The organism is Microbacterium mcarthurae, from assembly GCF_046064585.1.
Classification (GTDB): domain Bacteria; phylum Actinomycetota; class Actinomycetes; order Actinomycetales; family Microbacteriaceae; genus Microbacterium; species Microbacterium mcarthurae.
Genome location: NZ_JAROCE010000002.1, coordinates 220,850 through 242,507 on the forward strand (window position 1 = coordinate 220,850; position 21,658 = coordinate 242,507).

A 21,658-nucleotide genomic window follows, 5' to 3' on the forward strand; every position below is an offset into this window, starting at 1 on the left:
CCGCGCGCGCGGGTCACGAAGGAGGAGAGTCATGAGCGTTCCGCTGAGATTCGGATACAAGGCCTCGAGCGAGCAGTTCGGGCCGAACGAGCTGCTCGACTTCGGTGTGCTCGCCGAGGAGATGGGCTTCGACTCGGTCTTCCTCTCCGACCACCTGCAGCCGTGGCGGCACGAGGGCGGGCACGCGCCCAACGCCCTCCCGTGGCTGGGCGCGCTCGGCGCGCGCACCGAGCGCGTCATGCTCGGCACCTCGGTGCTCACCCCCACGTTCCGGTACCACCCCGGCGTCATCGCGCAGGTGTTCGCGACGCTCGGCGTGATGTTCCCCGGCCGCGTCGCTCTCGGCGTCGGGACCGGCGAGGCGCTCAACGAAGTGACCCTCGGCCTGGAGTGGCCCGAGCCGCCCGAGCGCTTCCAGCGCTTGAAAGAGGCGATCACCCTCATCGACAAGCTGTGGACCGAAGACCGGGTCACGTTCGAGGGCACCTACTACTCGGTGAAGGATGCCACCATCTACGACCGCCCCGAGCAGAAGGTGCCGATCTACATCGGCGCCTCGGGCCCCGCGGCGACACGGCTCGCGGGCCGCATCGCCGAGGGCTACATCACCACCAGCGGCAAGGACCCCGAGCTCTACACCGGGAAGCTGCTGCCCGCCCTCGACGAAGGCCTCGCTAAGGAGGGGCGCACCCGCGACGACATCGACACGCTCATGGAGGTCAAGGTCTCGTACCACCCCGACCACGACACCGCGCTCGAGAAGACCCGCTTCTGGGCGCCCCTGGCCCTCTCGGCCGAAGAGAAGATGAGCGTCCACGACCCGCTCGAGATGCAGCGCCTCGCTGACGAACTCCCCATCGAGCGGGCGGCATCCCGGTTCATCGTCTCGACCGACCCCGACGAGCACGTCGAGCGCATCGCCCACTACGTCGACCTCGGTTTCCGTCACCTCGTGTTCCACGACCCCGGCCACGACCAGGAGGAGTTCCTCCGGATGTACGGCGCGGAGATCCTGCCGCGGCTGCGGGCGCGGTTCGCCTGAGGTGGGGGCGCCGCGCCGCGGGGGCGCCAGATAACCCGCGATTCGCGAGCGGCCCCCTGATTCGCACGAATGGTCCGTCATCTCGGCGATCGCGGGTCATCTCGCCTCGCCAGAGCCGCCGCCGCAGCACGATTCACGGGCGCACCGCTACCCCCAGCCGGAAATGTCCAGAATCCGGCACACAATGGAGGCGATGAGCACTTCTGAGATCCGCGACGGCTGGACCGTCGTCGTGCCGGTGAAGCCCGCCGCGCTCGGCAAGACGCGGCTGACCGCCGCGGGCACCGACCGCGAGGCCCTTGCCCGCGCCATTGCGCTCGATACGATCGCGGCCGCCGCGGCCACCCCCCGCGTCTCGCACGTGCTCGTCGTGACCGACGACGCCGAGGTGTCGGCCCTGGTGTCACAGTGGCCGGCGGTCGACGTGATCGCGGAGGGCGACGTCCGGGGCCTGGATGCCGCGATCGCGCTTGGCACGGTATCTGCCGGGCAGGGGGCGCCCCGGGCGGCGCTGCTGGGGGACGTCCCGGCCCTGACGCCCCACGACCTCGACGCCGCGCTCGAACTGGCCGGTCAGGTCGAACGGGGCCTCGTCCCGGATGCCGAAGGCACCGGCTCCACCCTCGTCACCGCCCGACCAGGCGCGGTGTGGGTGTCGGCCTTCGGCGCCGACTCCGCGGCCCGCCACCGTCTCCTGGGGTGCACCGACCTCGCGGTGTCACGGGGGTCGACGTTGCGGCGCGACGTCGACACCGCCGCGCAGCTCGCCGAGGCCGTAGCCCTCGGCGTGGGGCCGCGGACCGCGGCGGTGCTGGCGGCTGCGGCGGCCTGACCTACGCCCCCAGCGCCGCCTCAGCGATCGCCGCCGACGCGTCCTCGTCGCGCATCCACAGCGGCGCGACGAGGACGCGGATCCCCGCCGCCTGCACCTCGGATGCCGCAGCGGCATCCTCCTCCGCAAGCAACCACGCGTCGAGCACGCCGTCGGCCGATCGCGCGCCGTAGTGCCGGGCGACGGCGGCGGCCGAGGTCTCGACGCCGATCGCCGTCAGGCACACATCGGCCATGCCGCGGACGACCCGGCCCCCGATGATCGGCGACACACCGACCACCCGCGCCGCCGTCGACCGCAGCGCCTCCCGGACGCCGGGAACCGCAAGGATCGGACCGATCGAGACGACCGGGTTCGACGGGGCGAGCAGCACCACGTCGGCCCGCGCGATCGCCTCGACGACGCCGGGGGCGGGCGTGGCATCCAGGATCCCGGGGTTCTCGAACCGCGTCGGGACCAGGGCGGCTCGGTAACGGGTCCACCACTCCTGGAAGTGCAGACGCCGTCCGTCCTCGACGTGCACGTGCGTGTCGACTTCGCTGTCGGTCATCGGGAGCAGCCGGATGCCAAGCGGCCAGCGCTCCGCCATCCGACCGAGGACCTCGGTCGGAGTGAGGCCCTCGCGCAGCCACCCCGTGCGCGCGAGGTGGGTGCCGAGGTCGAGGTCGCCGAGCGTGAACCACGGCCAGCCCGCACCCCACGCCTGCAGTTCCTCGTTCACGCGCTCGGTGTCGCCCGCGCGGCCCCACCCGCGCACGGTGTCGTTGACCCCGGCGAGGGCGTAGGTGATCGAGTCGACGTCGGGCTGCAGCCGCACGCCCGAGAGCCACAGGTCGTCGCCGGTGTTGACCACGACGGTCGCCTCGGGCGCCCCGAGCCGCCGCAGGGCGGCACGGACACCGAGGGTGAACTTCGATCCGCCGACACCGCCGGCGAGCACGACGACGCGGGTCTGAGGGTTTGGCATCCGTCCAGTCTTCCACCCGCGCTGACGGGGCCGCGGGCCCACGGGCATAAACGCGATCGGCGCGCGGAAACACGTGCACACGCCGTTTATGCGCGTGGATGGCGTTTATGGACGGGCGCGCACGGACCGGTTACTGCGCGAGCAGCGTCGGATCCGCCGCGCCCGCCGCGGCCTTCGCGGCGCCGGGCAGTGCGTCGATGATCCGCTCGAGAGCCAGGTCGTCGTGGGCGGCGGTGAGGAACCACGCCTCGAACACGCTCGGGGGCAGCGAGATGCCGGCATCCAGCATCGCGTGAAAGAACGGGGCGTACCGCCACGACTGCTGCGTGAGCGCCGTGGCGTAGTCGCGGGGCACCTCGGGCAGGAACGCGACACCGAACAGCGACCCCGCGCGCGGGACCGTGTGCACCACGCCCTCGGCAGTGAGCGCCGCGTCGAGGGCGTCGGCGATGCGGGCGGCCGAGGCGTCGACCGCGGCGTACACCTCCGGTGTCGCCAGGCGCAGGGTCGCCAGGCCCGCGGCGACAGACAGCGGATTCCCCGACAGGGTGCCGGCCTGGTACACGGGGCCGAGCGGGGCGAGCTGGTCCATGACGTCGGCGCGGCCGCCGAGGGCGGCCAGCGGCATCCCTCCGCCGACGACCTTGCCGAAGGTGAGGATGTCGGGGAGGTACGTCTCACCCTGCGACGCCTGCAGCCCCCAGAAGCCGGCGGGGTGCACGCGGAAGCCGGTGAGCACCTCGTCCATGATCAGCAGCGCACCGTGGCTGTGCGCGATGTCGGCGAGCGCGGCGTTGAAGCCGGGCAGCGGCGGGACGACACCCATGTTCGCGGATGCCGCCTCGACGATGATCGCGGCGATGTTCTCGCCGTGCACCGCGAACGCCTCGCGCACGGCATCCACGTCGTTGTACGGCAGCACGAGCGTCTGCGCGGCGATCGGCGCCGGCACCCCCGCGGAACCGGGGAGCGCGAGCGTCGCGACGCCCGAACCGGCGGCGGCGAGCAGACCGTCGGAGTGCCCGTGGTAGTGACCGGCGAACTTGATCAGCAGATCGCGGCCGGTGACCCCGCGCGCCAAGCGGATCGCGGTCATCGTCGCCTCGGTGCCCGTCGAGACCAGACGCACCTTCTCGACCGGCGCCAGGTCGCCGACCCGCACGCGGTTCGCGATCAGGTCGGCGAGCTCCACTTCGGCCCCCGTCGGAGCGCCGAAGGACAGACCCCGGGATGCCGCCGACTGCACGGCCCCGACCACTTCGGGATGCGCGTGCCCGAGGAGGGCCGGACCCCACGAGGCGACGAGGTCGACGTACTCGCGACCCGTGGCATCCGTGATCCGGGCGCCCGCGGCGGACTGCACGAACCGCGGCGTCCCGCCGACGGATCCGTACGCCCGCACCGGCGAGTTCACCCCGCCCGGGATGACGTCCTTGGCGCGCGCGAACCACTGATCGTTGAGGTCTGTCATGTGTCAATTCTCCCGTGCGCACGGGCGTGAGTCGCCAAGATTTGTCGCTTCCGCGGTCAGCGAAGCGACAAATCTTGGCGACTCGCGCGCGTTACAGGTCGGCGCGCAGCCAGTGCGCGGCCTCGAGGGCCCAGTAGGTCAGGATCGCATCGGCACCGGCGCGACGGATGCCGAGCAGGCTCTCGAGGATCGCGCCGCGGCGGTCGATCCAGCCGTGCGCCGCGGCGGCCTCGACCATCGCGTACTCGCCCGACACCTGGTAGGCCCACACCGGCACGTCGACGGCCGCGCGCACGTCGGCGAGGACGTCGAGGTACGGCAGCGCCGGCTTGACCATCACGACGTCGGCGCCCTCCTCGACGTCGAGCAGCGCCTCGCGCACGCCCTCGCGGCCGTTGCCGGGGTCGAGCTGGTACGAGCGGCGGTCGCCCTTCAGCTGCGAGTCCACGGCCTCGCGGAACGGACCGTAGAACGCTCCCGCGTACTTCGCCGAGTACGCCAGGAGCAGGGTGTCGGTGAACCCCTCGGCATCCAGCGCCTCGCGCACCGCGCCCACCTGGCCGTCCATCATCCCCGACAGTCCGAGCATCGCCGACCCCGCCCGGGCCTGGGCGAGCCCCATGGCGGTGTACCGCTCGAGGGTCGCGTCGTTGTCGACCGCGCCGTCCGCGCGGAGCACGCCGCAGTGGCCGTGGTCGGTGAACTCGTCGAGGCACAGGTCGGTCTGCACGACGAGCGCGTCGCCCACCTCGGACACGACCGCCTCGGTCGCGAGATTCAGGATGCCGTTCGGGTCATCGGCGCCGGATCCCACCGCGTCGCGCTCGGCGGGCACACCGAAGAGCATGACGCCGCCGATCCGGGCCGCCGCGGCCTCGGCGACGGTGCGGCGCAGGGTGTCGAGGGAGTGCTGCACGACACCGGGCATCGAGGTCACCGGAACCTGCTCCGAGATGCCCTCCCGCACGAAGAGGGGCAGCACGAGCTGCGACGGCACGAGGTGCGTCTCACGCGCGAGACGACGGATCGCGGGGGTGCGGCGCAGACGCCGCGGGCGGTACTCGGGGAAGCTCATGCGGGGGTCTCGGACTCCGGGGGGAGGGTGAAGCGGGCGACGGCGTCGATCAACGACTCGACCGTCTGCCGCTCGGCGACGACGTCGACGGCGAGGCCCGCGCGCTTGGCATCCTTCGCGGTGCGCGGTCCGATGGCGGCGATGACGGTGGATGCCGGGATGTCGGGGAACTGCTCGACGACCTGCTCGGCCACCGAACCGCTCGTGACGAGGATCGCGTTGATGCGGCCGGAGTGGACGTCGGTGGCGATCTTCTCGGTCACGGGGACGCCGACCGTGCGGTACGCCACGACGCTGCGGACGTGGTGGCCGGCCTCGATCAGCAGACGCGTCAGCACGGGTTTGGCGATCTCGCTGCGGAGCGTGAGTACGCTGCGCGGCTCGGTCTCGAGCGAGATCATCTGCTCGGCCATGCCCTGCGCCGAGTTGTCGCGGTCGGGAACGAGGTCGACGCGGTAGCCCACGGCCTGCATGGCCGCGGCGGTGGTCTCGCCGACAGCGGCGACCTTCGTGCTGGCCGGGATCACGGCGCGGTAGGCGTACAGGACGTCGACCGTCGTCGCGCTGGTCAGCGTGAGCCAGTCGAACGCCCCGTCGGCGAGGTCGCTCAGCGCCTGCTCGAGGGTCGCCTGATCGTTCGTCGGCGCGAAGTTGATCAGTGGCGCGATGACCGGAACGGCTCCGCGCTGGCGAAGGCTGGCGGCGACACCGTCACCCCACGGACCGCCGCGGGGCACGAGGACGCGCCGGCCGGCGAGCGGCTTGTCTGGGGTCGGCGTGTGCCGATGGCCTTCATTCATGTGGTCGACTCTCGTGGTACCAGGTCGGCCGCCCCGCGTTCGAGCAACCGACGCGCGGCTTCTTGGCCCGCGCGCGAGGCTCGCGCGATGGGTCCCCCGTCGTCGGCAGCATTCGCACCATTGCCACTGCCAGGTTCCCCACCATACCCCGGCTCCAGGCGCACGGTCCGATCGATACCGATCCGATGCGAGCCGTCGAGGGCGTAGACGATGGCCCGCAGGCGCAGGTCGCCGTCGGTCAGCGACGCGTGTGTGGCGACGGGCGCGTGGCATCCGGCATCCAGGACCGAGAGGATGGTGCGTTCGGCGGTGATCTCCACGCGCGTCGCGGTGTCGTCGAGCGCGGCGAGCGCGGCGAGGATCTCGGGTGCGATGTCGGCGCGCGTCTCGACCGCGAGCGACCCCTGGCCGGGCGCGGTCGGCCACTCCGCGAGTCCGAGGTACTCGGCCGACAGTCCGCCCAGGTCGCCCCCGAGACGGGCGATGCCCGCGGCGGCGAGGATGACGGCATCCAGCTCTCCGTCGCGCACGCGCGCGAGTCGGGAATCGACGTTGCCGCGGATGTCGTGGATGTCGACCCCCGGGTTGTGCCGCAGGGCCTGCGCGATGCGGCGCGGCGATCCGGTGCCGACCTTGGCCCCGGCGGGCAGCGCCGACAGGGCGGTGCCGTCGCGCGTCACGACGACATCGCGGGCGTCCTCGCGCGGCGGGGTCGCGGCGATGACGAGACCGTCGGGCTGCAGCGTCGGAAGGTCTTTGAGCGAGTGCACGAGAAAGTCGCAACGGTCCGCCGCGAGCGCCTCGCGCAGACCGTTGGCGAACACGCCGCGTCCCCCCAGCTGCGACAGCGAAGCGCGGTTGACATCGCCCTCGGACACGATGGGAACGAGCTCGACGGCACGACCGGATGCCTCGGCCACCGCGTCGGCGACCATCTGCGACTGCGCCATCGCCAGCGCGCTGCGCCGCGTCCCCAGGCGCAGGGCGGCGTTCACTGGAGGATCTCGGGGATCTCGTCGAGAGTGACGCGACGCCCGGTGTAGAAGGGCACCTCTTCACGGACATGACGGCGGGCCTCGGTGTAGCGGAGGTCGCGCATCATGTCGACGAGGTCGGTCAGGTCGTCGGACTCCATCGGCAGCAGCCACTCGTAGTCGCCGAGCGCGAAGGATGCCACGGTGTTGGCGATCACGCCGGTGTACTGCGAGCCCTTCTTGCCGTGCTCGATGAGCATCTCGCGGCGCTCCGCCTCGGGCAGCAGGTACCACTCGTAGCTGCGGACGAACGGGTACAGGCAGAGCCAGTCCTTCGCGTCGATGCCGCGGAGGAAGCCGGGCACGTGCGAGCGGTTGAACTCCGCGTCGCGGTGCACCCCCATCGCGTTCCACGTGGGCAGGAGGTTCTTCAACAGCTCGGTGCGGCGCAGGCGTCGCAGGTCGCGCTGCAGCGCCTGGGGGTCTTCGCCGTACATCCACACCATGAGGTCGGCGTCGGCACGGAGGCCGCTGACGTCGTAGAACCCGCGGATCGTGACGCCGTCCGCCTCGATCAGGGCGGTGAGGTCGGCCAGCTCGGTGGCGTCGACGGCGGTCACGGGATTCTCGGGATCGCGGCGGAGCACCGCCCACAGCGTGTACACGGAGGAGGAGTCGTCCTGAGCCATGGGTCAAGTCTCGCGCTGCGGGCGCGGGCGGCCAAACCCGTTGACTCGGCGGTGGAGCACCCGGCGACGCGGGTGAAGAGCGCTCCGCTGCGCGCGGCGGCGATCCGATGCGCACGGCGGCGACCGGACGCCCGGGGCCGCGGGGCGGCCTTGGTAATGTGCGTCGACGGCATCGGGGGATGCCGCTCGGAAGGGTTTGCCCGATGTGGCTGTACCAACTCCCGATGGCGGTGGGGATGCCGCTGTTCATCGTGCTCGTCGTGGGTGGCTCCTGCGGCATCCTGCTGCTCCTCCGCCGCTGGGTGAGCAGGGTCGCTCCGCAGGGAGACGAGTGGGACCGCGTGCTCAGCTACGCGGTGGGCGCGTACGGGGTGTTCTACGGTGTGACCCTCGCCCTCATCGCGGCCGCCGCGTACGGCAACTTCACCGAGGTCGACGGCATCGTGCTGCAGGAGTCGTCGTCACTGGCATCCCTCTATCGCACGGCGGCCCTGCTTCCCGAGCCGCAGGCGAGCGAACTGCAGGAGCAGATCATCGGCTACACGCGCAACGTCATCGACGTGGACTGGCCGTTGCAGCAGCGGCTCCAGATCCCGGTGGAGACGGATGCCAACATCTCGGCGATGCAGCAGGCGATCGGGAGCGTGCAGCCGGTGAGCCCCGCCGAGATCCTCGCCGTGCAGCAGTCGCTGGATCAGTTCCAGCTGCTCGTGGAGAACCGGCGTGACCGTATTGCGCTCACGCACCTCGCACTCCCCGGTGTGCTGTGGATCGTCCTGAGCGTGGGGGCCGTGCTGAACGCCGTGCTCATCGCGCTCATCGAGGTGCGCAACCTTCGCGTGCACCTGCTGATGGCGGGTCTGCTCGCCCTCTTCGTGGCGTTGCTGCTCTACGCGATCGCCGGCTTCGATCACGCCTACGCGGGCCCGATCGCCGTGACCCCCGACTACTTCCAGGACCTCCTCGACGGCCTGTTCGCCAACGAGCCCTAGCCCCGCGGGCGCGCCGAACGTGTGCGTTCGGCGGACCGACGGATGCCGCGGGCGGGGATCAGCGCGCGTAAGCGCGGACCAGGGCCCAGACCGTGAGGCCGACCGCGGCGGCGACGCCCGCGACCACGGCCGCGGCGGCGCCGGGGTTACGCCGCGCGGCTTCGCGGGCCTCGGCGACGCGCACGTCGACCGCTTCGCTGACGCGACGCGGAACGTTCGCCTTCACCTCGATCGCCGCCAATGCCGCCTTGAGCTCGGCACGTGCTTCTTCGACGGGGTCGGTGATGCCGAGGGGCACCGCCGTGCGCGGCACGGGAACGGGACGCTCAATACTCATCGCCAGCCTCCTTCACGATGCGGACGTCCTGTGCGATGGCCTGGCCCGGATTCTCGCGGTTCGCCAGCTTCTTGAAACGCAAGTACCCCAGAAGCGCCAGGATCGCGGTGATGACGATCATCACGCCGAAGACCACGAGCGCCGACAGCCACACGGGCCACCACGACGACAGTCCGGCGATGACGAACGCAAAGAACACGGGGACGGCCCAGAACACGACGATCAGGGCACCGACGAACCATCCCGCGCCGATTCCGGCGTCCTTGGCCGTCCGCTGCGCCCACGCCTTCGCCCCGTTGATCTCGGCGACGACGAGGTTGCGCACGAGCTCGGGAATGTCGCCGAGGAGCGTGAACAGGCTGTCGTCGGCGCGATCACGGAAACCGCGGGGAGTGGTCATGCGTCAGCTCTCCGACGACGTGGAGCTGTTCTTGCTCGCCTGCGCGCGCGTTGTCGCGCTCTTCTCGGCGTCCTTGGCGTCGTCCACCGAACCCTCGACGGCCTCGGCGACCTCACCGGCCGATGCCTTCGCGGCGCGACCGGCGCGCTCTGCACGCTCGGAGACGCTCCCGGACTGCGACGCCGCTCCGGTGACGGACTTCGCGCCCTTCCAGACGACACCGGGGACGGTCTTGAGCGCGGAGACGCCGAAGGCCTTCACCTTCTCGACCTGCCCCTGGACGACGGGCTGGTCCCAGACCTTCCCGGCCTGCGCCTTGATCTGCTCGTACCGCTCGCGGCCTGCGCGCGCGCCGAGCACGTAGCCCGCCACGAGTCCGACGACGAGTGCTGCTTTGCCCCTCATGGGGTCTCCTCACGCTCGATCAGTGCTGGTCGAGTCTCACGATAGCGATGTATTCCCGTTCCGGCATCCGCCCTTGACATCCACGGGACATCCCTCGACCATCGGGCCTTCGGCCGTCAGTCCCGGCGCCAGAGGGTGGCGCTGCGCACCCGATCCGCCTCCGCGCGTGCGTCGGGAATCACCTGCGCGAGACCCGTTCCCGACAGCCACGCCCCGGTGGCCCCGAGCCCGCGCACGGCCCGCACTGCGCCGCGCGCGGCGGCCGTCTGCGCCGCGCGTCCCATCGCGGCGCCGGGCTGCGACTGCACGTACCGGACGCGGTGCGATGCCCGCAACGCAGACCGATCGAGAGGCACCCCGAGCAGGGCGGCCGCCTCGGACAGGGCGAGCGACGCGGCGGCGTCGTCGTCGAGCGCTGCGGTGGCCGGCTCCTCGCCCTGCGCTCCGAACGACAGGCGGATGACATGGATGCCGGGCTCGGTGGCATCCCGCACCCACTCCCACTTCGCGGTGGAGTGCGTGAGGGCCTTGGCCACGTGGCTGCCCGGGACGGTGAGGACACCGGTTCCGCGCGGCGCAGCATCGAGCGCGGGAGCGTGGACGACGAGGGTCACCACTTCGACCACGGGAGCAGCCGGCTCGGCGGTGTCGAGGGCCGGGACGACGGGCCGAAGGAGCGCCCGCGCCTGCCGTTCGGGGAGGGCGACGATGACCGCGTCGGCCGAGAGCGGGCTCTCGTCGGCGGAGGTCCGGACGCTCCAGCCCGAGCCCGCGGGCGTGAGCTCCTCGACCGCGACGTCGGTGCGCAGCTCGACCCCGAGGTCTCGCAGGCGAGCGACGAGCGCCTCCACCAGGCGCCACATCCCGCCGGCGATGCCCTCGACCGCGCCGCCCGGTGCTGCGGCGCGCGGCGCCGCCACCGTGGGCGGGACATCGGATGCCGGGGCGTCGGACGGAGTGCCCGTCGAGCGCGCCGCACGGAGCTCGGCGACCGCGCCGCCCAGCGAGCCCATGCGGGTGAGAGCGGCGTTGAGTCCCGGTGCGGCGAGGTCGACGTCGATGTCGTCGGGACGAGCCGAGTAGACGCCGCTCGTGACGGGCGCGACGAGCCGGTCCAGCACGCGAGCGCCCATCCGCGAGCGCACGAGCGCGCCGAGGCTGCGCTCGTGTCCGATCGTCAGCGGGGGGCGCACGCGGTCGACGTACGCGCGCCACGCTCCCGCCCAGCCGATCACGCGTCGCACATCCGGGGCCCACGGGTTGTCGGGGATGCCGAGGATCCCGCCCTTCGGCAGTGGGGCCGCCCCCACGCCCGGGACTCCCGCGACCCAGGCTCCCGCCCGGTTCGGCGCCACGATCTCATCCGCCAGCCCGAGCTCGTCGAGAAGCTCGCGCACCGCTCCCCCGCGCGTCGCATAGCTTTCGGCCCCGACGTCGAGCGTGAGCCCACCGACCTCGGCCGACCGTACGACGCCGCCGAACACCCCGGAGGCCTCGAGCACGGTCACCTGCATGCCCACCTTGGCGCACTCCAGCGCGGCCACCAGCCCGGAGACACCGCCCCCCGCCACGATGACGCGGCTCTCGTGAGCGTGCTCCGCGAGCCGCTCCAGGGGGTCGCTCATTCCGCCTCCCCGTGGGCGTGCGCGACGATGCGGGTCAGCACCGCGGGGTCGGTGTCGGGCGGGACGCCGTGACCGAGATTAAGCACGTGGGCGCGCGCCGCGCGCCCGCGGGCGAGGATGTCGTCGATGTGCGCCGCCAGCACCGGCCACGGTGCGCCCAGCAGAGCGGGGTCGATATTGCCCTGCAGTGTGGTGTCGGGACCGACGATGGCCGCGGCCTCGTCCAGCGGCATCCGCCAGTCCACGCCCACGGCGTCGGCGATGCCGCCGAGGCGCATGTCGGCGAGGAACGGACCCGTTCCGACGCCGAAGTGGATGCGCGGCACCTCGACACCCTCGAGCGCCGCCCGCGAATGGGGAGCGACGTGCTCCAGGAACGTCGCGCGCGAGAGCGAACCGGCCCACGAGTCGAAGAGCTGCACGGCCTGAGCGCCCGCATCGATCTGGGCCTGCAGGAACGCCCGCGACACCTCGGCCAGCCATCCGGCCAGCCGATGCCACGACGTCGGGTCGGCGTACATCATTCCGCGCGCCCGCAGATGCTCCTTCGACGGACCGCCCTCGACGAGGTACGCCGCGAGCGTGAACGGGGCGCCGGCGAAGCCGATGAGGGGGACGCCGTCGCCGAGTTCGGCCGTGACCAGACGCACCGCGTCACGGATCGGCTCGGCGGCTCCGGCGACGTCGGCCGGGTCGATCGAGGTCACTCGCTCGACATCGGCGGCCGTGCGCACCGGGTCGGCGAACACCGGCCCGCGGCCCGGCTCGATCTCGACCGCGACGCCGGCCAGCCGCAAGGGCACCACGATGTCACTGAAGAAGATGGCGGCATCCACGCTGTGGCGGCGGATCGGCTGCAACGTGATCTCGGCCGCGAGGTCGGGGGTGAGGCACGCGTCGAGCATGCGGGTACCTACGCGCAGCTCGCGGTACTCGGGCAGCGAGCGCCCGGCCTGCCGCATGAACCACACCGGCTGCCGCTCGGGACGGTCGCCGCGAAGGGCGCGGAGGAGGGGCGCGTCAGGGGTGGCCATGGCATCCATCCTTCCACTCGCGTCCGCGGGGGAAGAGGGATGCCTCGATGTCGAGAGGCGGCCCGGAATACCTCGCAGGGGCCGGGCGTAGAATATGAGCGTGCTGCTTTGTGTCAGCGCGAGTCACAAGACCGCGTCCTTCGATCTCCTCGAGCGGCTCAGCGTACCCACCACCCCCGTCGCCCCCCTGATCGCCGCGCACGACGAGTGCGTGCAGGGAGCGGTCGTCGTCGCCACGTGCAACCGCTTCGAGGCTTACGTCGACATGGACGAGCCCGTGACGGCCGCCGTCGCGGTGGGTGTGGAAGCCACGCTGAGCGCCATCGAGGCGGCGACGGGCGTGCCCGCGAGCGAGCTCGAGGGCTCCTACACGGTGCTCGGCGGCGGCGACGTCGCAGAGCACCTGTTCTCGGTGGCATCCGGTCTGGAATCCGTCGTCGTGGGCGAGGGCGAGATCGCCGGCCAGGTGCGTCGTGCGCTCACCGAGTCCCGGCAGTTGGGCACCACCTCCGGAGAGCTCGAGCGGCTATTCCAGCGCGCGTCGGAAGCACAGCGCGGAGTGAAGAACGCCACGGCGATCGGACGCGCCGGCCGCTCGCTTGTCCGCCTCGGTCTCGAGCTGGCCGACAGCCGCATCGCCGACTGGTCGACGCAGCGCGTGCTGCTGGTGGGCACCGGCGCGTATGCCGCCGCGACCGTCGCCGCTCTCCGCGATCAGGGTGCCGAAGACATCGCGGTCCACTCCCCCTCGGGGCGTGCCGCGAAGTTCGCCGCGAAGCACGGGCTGCGTGCCGTCTCGGCCGAGACCTTCCCCACCGCGGTCGCGCACGCCGACCTCATCATCACGTGCACCACGAGCGAGAACCACGTCGTCAGCGCCGCGACCTTCGCCGCCGGGCGCACCGCCGCCGAAGCCGCCGCACCCGCGTCCGTCGGCTGCCCCGTCGACCATGCCGGCCGCCGCCTCGTCATCGACCTCGGGCTTCCGCGCAACGTCGACCCCGACGTGGCCACCGTGCCGGGCGTCGACCTCCTCGACCTCGAGACCATTCGCCTCCACGCCCCTCTGGAAGAGCTGCAGGCGACGGATGCCGCGCGCGACCTGGTCCGCGACGCCGCGCGCCGCTTCGCCTCGGTGGGCGAGCGCAAGAACATCACGCCCGCCGTCGTCGCCCTTCGCGCGCACGTCTTCGGTGTGCTCGACGCCGAGGTCGCCCGTGTCCGCGCGCGCGGCGACGAGGGTGGTCAGACCGAACAGGCGCTGCGGCACCTCGTCGGCGTGCTTCTGCACACCCCGACCACCCGCGCGCACGAGCTCGCCGAGACCGGCCGCGCCGACGAGTACGTCGACGCGCTGTCGGCGCTGTTCGGCATCGAGGTGTCCGACCCCGAGTCCTCTGCCGCACGCATCGCCGACGCAGGCTGACGGCGCCGACGGCAGGGCGAAGACGTGGGCACCCCGGCATCCGAGGTCTATCGGGTCGCGGGCGAGGATCGCCGACGAAACGGCCTTCGGTGGGCGGCCACGGTGGCGATGGGCCTGCTGGATGCCGGGCGCGACGCGCCGTCGGTGAGCGAAGTCGTCATCCGGCGCGGCGACGGCTCGCTCGTGAAGCGCCTCCCCGCCGGCAGCGTCGAGGACTTCGAAGCCCAGCTGAGCGAGATCACGTCCGATCTGGCGTCGTTGGACGCCGTGCCGTTCGCCCGGAAGTGGATCGCCGAACCCGCGTGACCCGCGCGAGAATGGGCAGATGAGTCTGCGCATCACCGACGATCCCGCCGCCGACGACCTGCTCTCGACGAACCCCCTCGCACTGTTGATCGGCATGCTGCTCGACCAGCAGGTGGCGATGGAGACCGCGTTCGCGGGACCGCTGAAGATCCAGCAGCGCGTGGGAGCGATGGATGCCACGACCCTCGCGCACGAGGACCCCGAGGCCTTCACCGCGGCGTTCTCGCAGACGCCGGCGGTGCACCGCTTCCCCGGGTCGATGGCGAAACGCGTGCAGGCCCTGTGCTCGGCGATCGAGACGGATTGGGGCGGGGATGCCGCCGAGCTTTGGACACGGGACGACCCCGACGGCGCGACCGTGCTGAAGCGGCTCAAGGCGCTTCCCGGCTTTGGCGAGCAGAAGGCGAAGATCTTCCTCGCCCTCCTGGGCAAGCAGTACGGCTACACCGGAGACGGTTGGCGGAAGGCGTCTTCCCCTTACGGCGACGAGGGCGCGTTCCGCTCGGTCGCCGACATCACGAGCCCGGAGTCGCTGACGAAGGTGCGCGAGTACAAGAAGGCTGCGAAAGCGGCCGCCAGGGCGGGCGGCTGACCCCTCCTACACCATGTGAGAGAAAAAGGAGAGTTCTCTCATCTTTCTTCCGCGCCCCCGGAGCCGTGGTTAGTGTTTCAGGGTTCGTTGCACGTGTATTCGCGATCGAAGGGTGGGCTCTCGTGAAGTTCGCAATGGGTTCCGACACTCTGGGTGTGCTGGGGAAGGCCACCTCGGGTTCGAGTGATGAGCTGTCACTGCTGGTGCGCCAGCTATTCGAGGCGGCCGAACCGCTCGAAGGACAGTTCCAGGGCGCGGGTCGTGCCGCGTTCGACCGGTTCAAGTCGCGTACCGACGCGATCTCGGCCGAGCTGAAGCTCGCCCTCGACGGCGTGCTCGGCGGTATCTCGGGCATGGACCGCTCCTTCCAGGAGGGCGAGTCGTCCATGGTCGATCAGACCACGAGCCTCGAAGCCGGATCGTCGTTCGACGCCGCGCGCTTCGGTGGCCGCTGAGAATCGGAGAGGACTGACTCATGGTGAACCAGGGAGACCGCCGCGACTACTCGATCGCGGCCTCGCAGAACGCTCAGGACAACTTCAACCGCGTCGCCGCGCAGCTCGAGTCGCTGATCGACCAGCGCGACCGCGACGTGCAGGCCGCGATGGCCGACTACTCCGCCGACGGTGTGTCCGAGGACTACCGCGGCAAAGAGGTTCGCTGGAAGAACGCCGCCGCCGAGGTGCGCGGCATCATCCAGACGCTCCGTTCGTCGCTGGAGCGCAACGACGAGTCCGCCCAGACCGCGCTGAGCAAGGCTCGCGCGGCGGTGGAATCGATCGGCTGACGATCACCACACGGTGCCGGGCGCGACGAGCGCCCGGCACCGTCGGTTCCGCGCGCGTGGGGTGCGTCGCGCGTGATCGTCGAGATATGAAGGGGTGCTGTCGATGACGAGCTGGCGTATCGAGCCGTCCGGTGTGGTTGCCGTGCTGCAAGACGTCAACGTGGATGCCGAGGCCCTCGGCGCCGCGCTGAACACGCTGAGTCCCGCTCTCGAAGGAGCCGTGACCGCGACCCAGTCGGGCGCGATCTCCGAGGCGGTGCAGGCCTACTTCCAGCAGGAAGAGGGCCCGCGCATCCAGGGGATGAGCGGCCGTATCGGGGCGGCCGCGCAGGGCGTCGTGACGGCCACCGAAGCGTACATCGCGGGCGACACCGAGATGGCGGCGAACGCGCAGACCGCGGCCGTCCACGCGGTGTACCCGCCCTCTCTTCCGCATGGGGTGATGTGATGCCGGATCCGATCAACTACGAGGCCATTCCGGGTGCCGACATCAACCCGGATGCCATCGAAGAGAACGCTCGCACGATCAGCACCGTCTCGGGTCAGGTGTCCGAGCACGGCTCCAACGTGCATTTCAAGTGGCAGGGCATGGCCGGGGTGTACGAGGCCCCGGAGTCGCCCACCCTCTTGGGTTTGATGGCGCCGGTGTCGTCGCAGGCGACGCAGGTCAGCGACAACCTCGCCGAGGTGTCGGCCGCGCTCACCGCCTTTGCCGCAGATGTGCGCCCGATCAAGGCGGAGCTGGATTCGCTGCGCGCCCAGGCGAAAGCTTTCGTGGACTCCGTCCAGGGCGGCGTGCAGGTGCGCGAGATCAACCCGGCGTGGACGGCCGCGCAGTCGCCGTACGGCGGCGCGACCGCAACGCCCACGTACCAGGGTTCGTGGGGCTCGTCGACAACGACGTCGTCGAGCGCTGCGGCGCCGGAGATGTACCGCACGGTCACCAAGGAGTGGCACGAGTCGCAGGAGCACGTCGACCGCAACAACGAACTGCTGTCCGCGGTCAACGCGCAGCAGATCAAGCTGTGGGAAGCGGAGCGCGCGTGCGCCAACCGCATTCGGGCGCTCTACGGGGCCGCACCGTTGCACGCTGCGACATCCGAGGACGACGCGCTGGGCTACGGCATCGCCGAGATCCCCGAGGGCACCGAGATGCCGTGGGGCGCCGAGGTCGAGCGCACCGAGGGCTGTGGCGAGGCGACGGCGAAGTTCGTCTTCAAGGACTTCCTGTGGGAGGGCATCGCCGTCGGCGGCATCTGGGGCACCGTGCAGGGCCTCGGCACGCTCGTGCTCGGCTACAACCCCGAGACGGGTGAGTTCTTCTCCGGCGACGCGTACGGGGCGGCGTGGGGCAACCTCGGAATGATCGGGTTCTCCGGTCTGGCGAACTCGCCGCTGCTCGGCCCCCTCTTCTGGAGCGACAGCCTTCTCGAGTCGACCGGAATCGGCGGCTTCCTGCCCCAAGAGATTCGTGACTTCAAGGCGAGCGCCGACGAGGCCGCCCTGAACACCGGCAAGGCTCTCATCGCGTGGGACAAGTGGCAGGACGATCCGGGCACCGCGCTCGGCGAGTCGGTCTTCAACGTCGGCACCGCGCTGATTCCCGTCGGCGGCGCGGCCGTGGCCGGTGTGAAGACCGCGTCGACGGCGGCATCCGTGGTGTCGAAGATGGCCAAGGTCGTGGACTTCGTCGATCCCGCAGCCCTCGCGATGAACGGCGCGATGCGCCTCGGCGGTGCGGGGCTGAACAGTCTCGACGGCATCATCGGTCGCCTCGGTTCGAACGCCACCGACGGCTTCCACCTGAACGCCCCCGACATGCCGTTCGTCGCCGACGATGCCGCTTCGGCACTGCGCGCGCTCGACGACGCCGGGGTGAATCTCGACACCGTGACGGCGCGCGTCGAGGACGGCGTCCCCGTGTACGAGTTCCCGCCGACGGATGCCATCCCCTCGGGTCGCATCGAGATGCCCGCCGGATCTTTCGACGGCGTGCGGGGTGGCGACGTGCCCGTGCGCACCGACGGCGAAGCGGATGCCGGTGTCACGGCGCCCGTGCGCGAGCCCGAGCTGGTCTCGGCCGGCGGCGTCCGCGGCGAGACCGGCCCCGGTCCGGTGAACTCGATCGTCGAGGACGCTCCGGTTCGGACGGAAACGGGCGGAGCGGGCGAGTCGACGGTCGTGCGCGAGCCCTCGACCGGGCCCGGCGGCGGCAGCGACCACGCCGGCGGCGAGAGCGGCGGACGTGGTGGCTCCGATACCGGGAACGGCGGCGTGGGCCGCGGCGGCGACGACGTGAGCGGCGTGGGCCGTGGCGACGACGCTGGCAGCGCGGGACGCGGCGACGACGGAAGCGCCGGACGCGGCGACGACGCCGTGGGCGGTGCGACCCGCGGCGACGACGCCGTCACCGGCGGCCGTGCGGAGGACGGAACTACCCCGGGCCGCTCCGACGACGACACCGCCGCGGGCCAGGATGGCTCTTCGTCGGGCGGTGCGACGAACGGTGGCGGACAGCCCCCGGCGGGCAACGTGCCGCGGATGCCGAACGGTGATCCGTTCCAGCCCCACATGTCACACAACCAGGTCGCGCAGCTCCCTAGTTCACAGTCACTGATCGACGCAGGTGCCGCGCGGCACGGGCTCACCCCGGATCAGCTGCACGACCTCGTGCACGGGCGCCCGCTCGACTCCCTCACCCCGGACGAGATCCGGATCGTCCTCGACGTACGCGAGAGTATCCCGCAACCGCAGCCCGGCGAGATAATGCAGAAGATCCTCGGCCAGACCGACGTCGACAATCTCCTGAACCGTACCTACGGGAGGCAGGACACGGTGGGTGGCTTCGTCGCGCGCGCCTCCGACGCGACCGGGCTGACCACTCCAGATGAGATCGCGCGTGGGTTCGGCCTCGACTACGGCCCGGGCCGGACCGTTCCCGCCCAGTTCACCGCGCCGACGGGCGACACGTACGCCGTGCGCTTCACCCTTCCGAGCAACGCGGATCTGCGGGTGCCGTCCGCAGACGCGGGGAACCTCGCGGGTTACCTCTTCGACAACACGGGCCAGCCGTACTACCGCCCCGCGAAGATGGATCCCCTGGGGCCCGCCAACCCGTTCCTGGGCCACGGCTTCGTGGGAGACGGCAGCGTTCAAATCATCCCTGAGTATCATTTCCCGAACCGGATCAACATCGGCCCCGGCACCGAGGTGTACAAGATCACCCCCACCGGCGAGGAGATTCCGTACGCCGTCCTAACGTCTCAAGGATGGGTTCGGTTCTGATGAACGCTCCTCGCACTGTCCGGGATACGGGCACGTGGATCGAGACCACCGACGGGTGGTACGCGTCCACCTTTCAGATCGCGCAGGACGACACCCCTACCGAGTTCTTCATCTACGACCACGAGGGCACCGGCCATCGGCAAATCGCCCCGCGGGACGTCCTGGCGGTCGAACAGGTGACCTCCGAAGGGCTTTACCTCGGGCACTGGATCCCTGTGGTGTCCACGTGGAGCGAGGACATGACGCCCCTGCGCGCCCCGCTGCCGTTCGGACACGCCGGGTATCTGGCCATGCTGTTCTTCGACGCCGGTCCCGAGCGCGACGCGATCGCCGCTCTTCCGCGCGCTGAGGTACACGACGACCGCACGAGCAACGGTGGGATCTCGCTGCTGGTTCCCTTCGCTGAACTGACCGACTACCGAGAGACCGCGACTAGGCTAGGCACCCCCGTCATTCGCCGACGCGACGCAACGTCCTCCCCGACAGAATGAATGCCATGGACATCTTTCAGAAGATCGTGACGCCGGGGCGTCTGCGCTTGTGGACACAGGGCGACGACTTGCTGACCGGTTTCGTGGCGCGCCAGGCCGACACCGCCTGGGCACGGACGCCGTCCGACCTCCTCGAAGCGCACGGCTACGCGGCATCCGACCCCTTGTTCGCGGGATCCACCTTCGTTGACATCCTCCGGTTCCCGAGTGCTGAGTCTCTCAGCTTCATCCCCGCGACCGGCGAGGGCGGCGCCGGTTTTGTCGAGCCCGCTCCCTTCACCGGCACCGGCTTCGCGCCCACGGCGAAGGGAATCGTGCCCCTGTGGTGGGTGGAACCGACGCGTGTCCCCCCGGGCTCCGAACTGTGGCGGATCCATGTGGATGGTCGTGAGGAGTTCCTCTCGGTCTACGCGAACGTCGCCTCGGGTTGGCAGCCAGGACAGGGACAGGCATTGCCGTCCGACGTGTGCGGACGATTCGTCCGATGGAACGGCGAGGCGGTGCTCGCCGACCAGCTGGAGAACGGGCGGGTCGTCCTCGCGTCGTACACGCGGAGCAAGGATGCCAAACTCACGGAACGCGGTCTCTGGGCGCGAGTCGTCGAAGCCTCTGAGGTCGAGCAGCCCTATACGCTGAGGCTCACCGCCCGGTTCGGGGACCTTCCGTTTCAGATCGTCCGGCGATGGCACGACGGAACCCGCGCGGTCGCCCGGCTTGTCTACCTCGGACGCGATGCGACCCTCGCCGAGCGGGCCGGTCTCGAGCGGACCGATGCCGGCGTCTACGAGGTGACGGCCGCCCTGGATGAATTGATGGATGTCCGCGGCGAGGAACTCGTCCCGAGCAGGGCCTGAGTCGAATGACAGGGCTTCGACCCGAGAACGACCTCGAAGTCACCATGAGGTCGGTGCGGTCCGGGGAGCTGCCCTCGGAGCGGCTGGCACCGGCCCTGCTGGAAGCCGAATTGGTCGTTCTCGTCGACGGAACGCCCGACCCGACGACGTTCCAGCCCCTCGTCGTTCATCGCGACGACGCGAACTTCCTCGCCGTGTTCACCGCGACGGACCAGGTGCCGGCAGAATTGGGCAAGGGCCGCAACGCGCTGCTGATGCCGGGCCGACTCCTCATCAGCGGCGCTGCCCCCGAAGTCGGCCTCGTCGTGAACCCAGGGGCCGCGGGCACGATGGAGATCCCGCCGTCGGCTTTGACTGCCCTCCGCCAGGTGTCAGCGGCACCGTCCACGCGCTATTTCATCCGTGAGCAGATGGTGGACGGGCAGGTCGTCCCGGTGTCGGTCTTCCGTCGCCGCTCCACTCCGGAGGGACCGGTCGACGAGCGTCTCCTCGACGTCGACTCCTGGACCGACGACCGGCACGGAACTGTCGACAAGGCCATCCGCTTCCCCCTGGACGCCGACATCGAGGAGATCTCCCCCGAAGCCGCGCAGGACGTCTTCGACATGGTCGCGCGCCGCAGCTACGTCCCGCTGCGGCGCCGCTGACCGCCCCTCCCACATGACGACGCCCGCGGACTTCTTCCGGTCGCTGCGGCTCGACTATCCCGACACGAACTTCCTCCGCGGCGATCAGTCCGCGTTCGTCCTCCGATTCCAGCAGGACATCGATACGCCGGGTTCCGTCAACTCGCAGCTGCACAGTTCGATGGGCGGTGACGGCTCGGTTGACCATTACAGTGCGCCGTTCACAGGCAACGGCTTCCTGAAGACCGGCGGTGACATCATTCCCGAGTACCGTGCGAAGCAGGTGAACATGCGCGACGGCGCGGAGATGTGGGAAGTATTGGACGACGGAACGCAACGACTCTTCGCCGTCTGGCGACGCGGTGAGTGGATCCCGGTGGGGTGAAGGAATCAATGCTGCCAGTGAGCGAAACGTTGTTCGAGTACCGAGGCAAACGGTACCCATGGCATTCCGGAGGGGACGACTACCTGCGCCTGCGGACGGACCGGCCCCCCGCCTCCGAAGACTTCCCCGACGCGACCGAGATCAACGCGGATCCCGATGATCCTTGGGTCAAACTTCCCCGGCGCGCCGTGACCGCGCGTTTCTCGCAAGAGGTGAGCGGAACGTGGCACGGCGTGCCCGTATCCGTCGGTCCGCGCGTGAAG

The 21,658-nt window shown here is 70.7% G+C and carries 25 protein-coding genes; 14 read left to right on the forward strand and 11 right to left on the reverse strand.

The genetic code is table 11. From position 1 onward, the window contains the following. The first annotated feature begins 31 nt into the window (after positions 1–31). A complete protein-coding gene (gene fgd, locus P5G46_RS07620; RefSeq protein ID WP_375095102.1) occupies positions 32–1,042 on the forward strand; it encodes a glucose-6-phosphate dehydrogenase (coenzyme-F420) in 1,011 nt (336 codons plus the stop codon). Positions 1,043–1,235: 193 nt separating this feature from the next. Then, positions 1,236–1,874: a 2-phospho-L-lactate guanylyltransferase gene (gene cofC, locus P5G46_RS07625; protein ID WP_239275651.1), complete on the forward strand. Its 639-nt coding sequence runs from the start codon at positions 1,236–1,238 to the stop codon at positions 1,872–1,874. A gap of 1 nt (position 1,875) precedes the next feature. Here the strand turns inward: cofC and cofD are convergent, their stop codons facing one another. The 6 genes from cofD to hemQ form a co-directional block, all read right to left on the reverse strand. Then, entirely contained in the window at positions 1,876–2,841 is a 966-nt protein-coding gene (cofD, locus tag P5G46_RS07630; protein WP_408905387.1) for a 2-phospho-L-lactate transferase, read from the reverse strand. Between the two features lie 130 nt (positions 2,842–2,971). Further along, complete coding sequence (gene hemL, locus P5G46_RS07635; RefSeq protein ID WP_239275647.1) at positions 2,972–4,312, reverse strand: glutamate-1-semialdehyde 2,1-aminomutase; 1,341 nt, start codon at positions 4,310–4,312, stop codon at positions 2,972–2,974. A gap of 91 nt (positions 4,313–4,403) precedes the next feature. Then, entirely contained in the window at positions 4,404–5,387 is a 984-nt protein-coding gene (hemB, locus tag P5G46_RS07640; RefSeq protein WP_408905388.1) for a porphobilinogen synthase, read from the reverse strand. Further along, positions 5,384–6,187, reverse strand: coding sequence for a uroporphyrinogen-III synthase (locus P5G46_RS07645; RefSeq protein WP_408905389.1), 804 nt, complete (start codon positions 6,185–6,187; stop codon positions 5,384–5,386). The genes hemB and P5G46_RS07645 overlap by 4 nt, the downstream gene beginning before the upstream one ends. Next, complete coding sequence (gene hemC, locus P5G46_RS07650) at positions 6,184–7,182, reverse strand: hydroxymethylbilane synthase (protein ID WP_408905390.1); 999 nt, start codon at positions 7,180–7,182, stop codon at positions 6,184–6,186. Before hemC ends, P5G46_RS07645 begins: the two co-directional genes overlap by 4 nt. Continuing rightward, a complete protein-coding gene (gene hemQ, locus P5G46_RS07655; protein WP_408905391.1) occupies positions 7,179–7,850 on the reverse strand; it encodes a hydrogen peroxide-dependent heme synthase in 672 nt (223 codons plus the stop codon). Before hemQ ends, hemC begins: the two co-directional genes overlap by 4 nt. 203 nt (positions 7,851–8,053) lie before the next feature. Here hemQ and P5G46_RS07660 point away from each other — a divergent pair, with 203 nt between their 5' ends. Then, positions 8,054–8,842, forward strand: a complete 789-nt coding sequence (locus tag P5G46_RS07660) for a bestrophin-like domain (RefSeq protein WP_408905392.1) — start codon at positions 8,054–8,056, stop codon at positions 8,840–8,842. A 58-nt stretch (positions 8,843–8,900) separates the two neighbouring features. On the opposite strand, the gene P5G46_RS07665 is transcribed toward P5G46_RS07660, so the two are convergent. The 5 genes from P5G46_RS07665 to hemE form a co-directional block, all read right to left on the reverse strand. Continuing rightward, the gene (locus P5G46_RS07665; RefSeq protein ID WP_239275636.1) at positions 8,901–9,179 is read right to left on the reverse strand and encodes a hypothetical protein; all 279 of its coding nucleotides are present in this window, start codon (positions 9,177–9,179) and stop codon (positions 8,901–8,903) included. Further along, entirely contained in the window at positions 9,169–9,579 is a 411-nt protein-coding gene (locus P5G46_RS07670; protein WP_239275634.1) for a phage holin family protein, read from the reverse strand. Before P5G46_RS07670 ends, P5G46_RS07665 begins: the two co-directional genes overlap by 11 nt. Before the next feature lie 3 nt (positions 9,580–9,582). Continuing rightward, positions 9,583–9,984: a hypothetical protein gene (locus P5G46_RS07675; protein WP_408905393.1), complete on the reverse strand. Its 402-nt coding sequence runs from the start codon at positions 9,982–9,984 to the stop codon at positions 9,583–9,585. Positions 9,985–10,100: 116 nt separating this feature from the next. Further along, a complete protein-coding gene (locus tag P5G46_RS07680) occupies positions 10,101–11,609 on the reverse strand; it encodes a protoporphyrinogen/coproporphyrinogen oxidase (protein ID WP_408905394.1) in 1,509 nt (502 codons plus the stop codon). Further along, complete coding sequence (gene hemE / locus P5G46_RS07685) at positions 11,606–12,643, reverse strand: uroporphyrinogen decarboxylase (protein ID WP_408905395.1); 1,038 nt, start codon at positions 12,641–12,643, stop codon at positions 11,606–11,608. The genes P5G46_RS07680 and hemE overlap by 4 nt, the downstream gene beginning before the upstream one ends. Positions 12,644–12,743: 100 nt before the next feature. Between hemE and P5G46_RS07690 the strand changes: the two genes are divergently transcribed. The 11 genes from P5G46_RS07690 (at position 12,744) to P5G46_RS07740 (ending at position 21,395) form a co-directional block, all read left to right on the forward strand. Beyond that, positions 12,744–14,069, forward strand: coding sequence for a glutamyl-tRNA reductase (locus P5G46_RS07690; RefSeq protein WP_239275626.1), 1,326 nt, complete (start codon positions 12,744–12,746; stop codon positions 14,067–14,069). Between the two features lie 24 nt (positions 14,070–14,093). Further along, positions 14,094–14,375, forward strand: coding sequence for a hypothetical protein (locus P5G46_RS07695; RefSeq protein ID WP_239275624.1), 282 nt, complete (start codon positions 14,094–14,096; stop codon positions 14,373–14,375). 19 nt (positions 14,376–14,394) lie between these two features. Beyond that, a complete protein-coding gene (locus P5G46_RS07700) occupies positions 14,395–14,967 on the forward strand; it encodes an HhH-GPD-type base excision DNA repair protein (protein WP_239275622.1) in 573 nt (190 codons plus the stop codon). A gap of 122 nt (positions 14,968–15,089) precedes the next feature. After that, positions 15,090–15,422, forward strand: a complete 333-nt coding sequence (locus P5G46_RS07705) for a hypothetical protein (protein WP_408905396.1) — start codon at positions 15,090–15,092, stop codon at positions 15,420–15,422. A gap of 20 nt (positions 15,423–15,442) precedes the next feature. Continuing rightward, on the forward strand, positions 15,443–15,754 hold the full coding sequence (locus tag P5G46_RS07710) for a pore-forming ESAT-6 family protein (RefSeq protein ID WP_228161668.1): 312 nt from the start codon (positions 15,443–15,445) through the stop codon (positions 15,752–15,754). Positions 15,755–15,857: 103 nt separating this feature from the next. Continuing rightward, a complete protein-coding gene (locus P5G46_RS07715) occupies positions 15,858–16,202 on the forward strand; it encodes a DUF6507 family protein (protein WP_239275618.1) in 345 nt (114 codons plus the stop codon). Continuing rightward, complete coding sequence (locus P5G46_RS07720; protein ID WP_408905397.1) at positions 16,202–19,039, forward strand: hypothetical protein; 2,838 nt, start codon at positions 16,202–16,204, stop codon at positions 19,037–19,039. The genes P5G46_RS07715 and P5G46_RS07720 overlap by 1 nt, the downstream gene beginning before the upstream one ends. Next, a complete protein-coding gene (locus P5G46_RS07725) occupies positions 19,039–19,530 on the forward strand; it encodes a hypothetical protein (protein ID WP_239275614.1) in 492 nt (163 codons plus the stop codon). Before P5G46_RS07720 ends, P5G46_RS07725 begins: the two co-directional genes overlap by 1 nt. A 5-nt stretch (positions 19,531–19,535) precedes the next feature. Then, on the forward strand, positions 19,536–20,384 hold the full coding sequence (locus P5G46_RS07730; protein WP_408905398.1) for a hypothetical protein: 849 nt from the start codon (positions 19,536–19,538) through the stop codon (positions 20,382–20,384). 5 nt (positions 20,385–20,389) lie between these two features. Continuing rightward, positions 20,390–21,031: an SseB family protein gene (locus tag P5G46_RS07735; RefSeq protein WP_239275611.1), complete on the forward strand. Its 642-nt coding sequence runs from the start codon at positions 20,390–20,392 to the stop codon at positions 21,029–21,031. Positions 21,032–21,044: 13 nt separating this feature from the next. After that, positions 21,045–21,395, forward strand: a complete 351-nt coding sequence (locus P5G46_RS07740) for a hypothetical protein (RefSeq protein ID WP_239275609.1) — start codon at positions 21,045–21,047, stop codon at positions 21,393–21,395. Positions 21,396–21,658 lie beyond the last annotated feature (263 nt).

Bases quoted from the DNA above. Each gene is read 5' to 3' on its own strand.
- fgd (WP_375095102.1), top strand. From the start codon at position 32: ATGAGCGTTCCGCTGAGATTCGGATACAAGGCCTCGAGCGAGCAGTTC.
- cofC (WP_239275651.1), top strand. From the start codon at position 1,236: ATGAGCACTTCTGAGATCCGCGACGGCTGGACCGTCGTCGTGCCGGTG.
- cofD (WP_408905387.1), bottom strand. From the start codon at position 2,841: ATGCCAAACCCTCAGACCCGCGTCGTCGTGCTCGCCGGCGGTGTCGGC.
- hemL (WP_239275647.1), bottom strand. From the start codon at position 4,312: ATGACAGACCTCAACGATCAGTGGTTCGCGCGCGCCAAGGACGTCATC.
- hemB (WP_408905388.1), bottom strand. From the start codon at position 5,387: ATGAGCTTCCCCGAGTACCGCCCGCGGCGTCTGCGCCGCACCCCCGCG.
- P5G46_RS07645 (WP_408905389.1), bottom strand. From the start codon at position 6,187: ATGAATGAAGGCCATCGGCACACGCCGACCCCAGACAAGCCGCTCGCC.
- hemQ (WP_408905391.1), bottom strand. From the start codon at position 7,850: ATGGCTCAGGACGACTCCTCCTCCGTGTACACGCTGTGGGCGGTGCTC.
- P5G46_RS07660 (WP_408905392.1), top strand. From the start codon at position 8,054: ATGTGGCTGTACCAACTCCCGATGGCGGTGGGGATGCCGCTGTTCATC.
- P5G46_RS07665 (WP_239275636.1), bottom strand. From the start codon at position 9,179: ATGAGTATTGAGCGTCCCGTTCCCGTGCCGCGCACGGCGGTGCCCCTC.
- P5G46_RS07670 (WP_239275634.1), bottom strand. From the start codon at position 9,579: ATGACCACTCCCCGCGGTTTCCGTGATCGCGCCGACGACAGCCTGTTC.
- P5G46_RS07675 (WP_408905393.1), bottom strand. From the start codon at position 9,984: ATGAGGGGCAAAGCAGCACTCGTCGTCGGACTCGTGGCGGGCTACGTG.
- P5G46_RS07680 (WP_408905394.1), bottom strand. From the start codon at position 11,609: ATGAGCGACCCCCTGGAGCGGCTCGCGGAGCACGCTCACGAGAGCCGC.
- hemE (WP_408905395.1), bottom strand. From the start codon at position 12,643: ATGGCCACCCCTGACGCGCCCCTCCTCCGCGCCCTTCGCGGCGACCGT.
- P5G46_RS07700 (WP_239275622.1), top strand. From the start codon at position 14,395: ATGAGTCTGCGCATCACCGACGATCCCGCCGCCGACGACCTGCTCTCG.
- P5G46_RS07710 (WP_228161668.1), top strand. From the start codon at position 15,443: ATGGTGAACCAGGGAGACCGCCGCGACTACTCGATCGCGGCCTCGCAG.
- P5G46_RS07715 (WP_239275618.1), top strand. From the start codon at position 15,858: ATGACGAGCTGGCGTATCGAGCCGTCCGGTGTGGTTGCCGTGCTGCAA.
- P5G46_RS07720 (WP_408905397.1), top strand. From the start codon at position 16,202: ATGCCGGATCCGATCAACTACGAGGCCATTCCGGGTGCCGACATCAAC.
- P5G46_RS07725 (WP_239275614.1), top strand. From the start codon at position 19,039: ATGAACGCTCCTCGCACTGTCCGGGATACGGGCACGTGGATCGAGACC.
- P5G46_RS07730 (WP_408905398.1), top strand. From the start codon at position 19,536: ATGGACATCTTTCAGAAGATCGTGACGCCGGGGCGTCTGCGCTTGTGG.
- P5G46_RS07735 (WP_239275611.1), top strand. From the start codon at position 20,390: ATGACAGGGCTTCGACCCGAGAACGACCTCGAAGTCACCATGAGGTCG.
- P5G46_RS07740 (WP_239275609.1), top strand. From the start codon at position 21,045: ATGACGACGCCCGCGGACTTCTTCCGGTCGCTGCGGCTCGACTATCCC.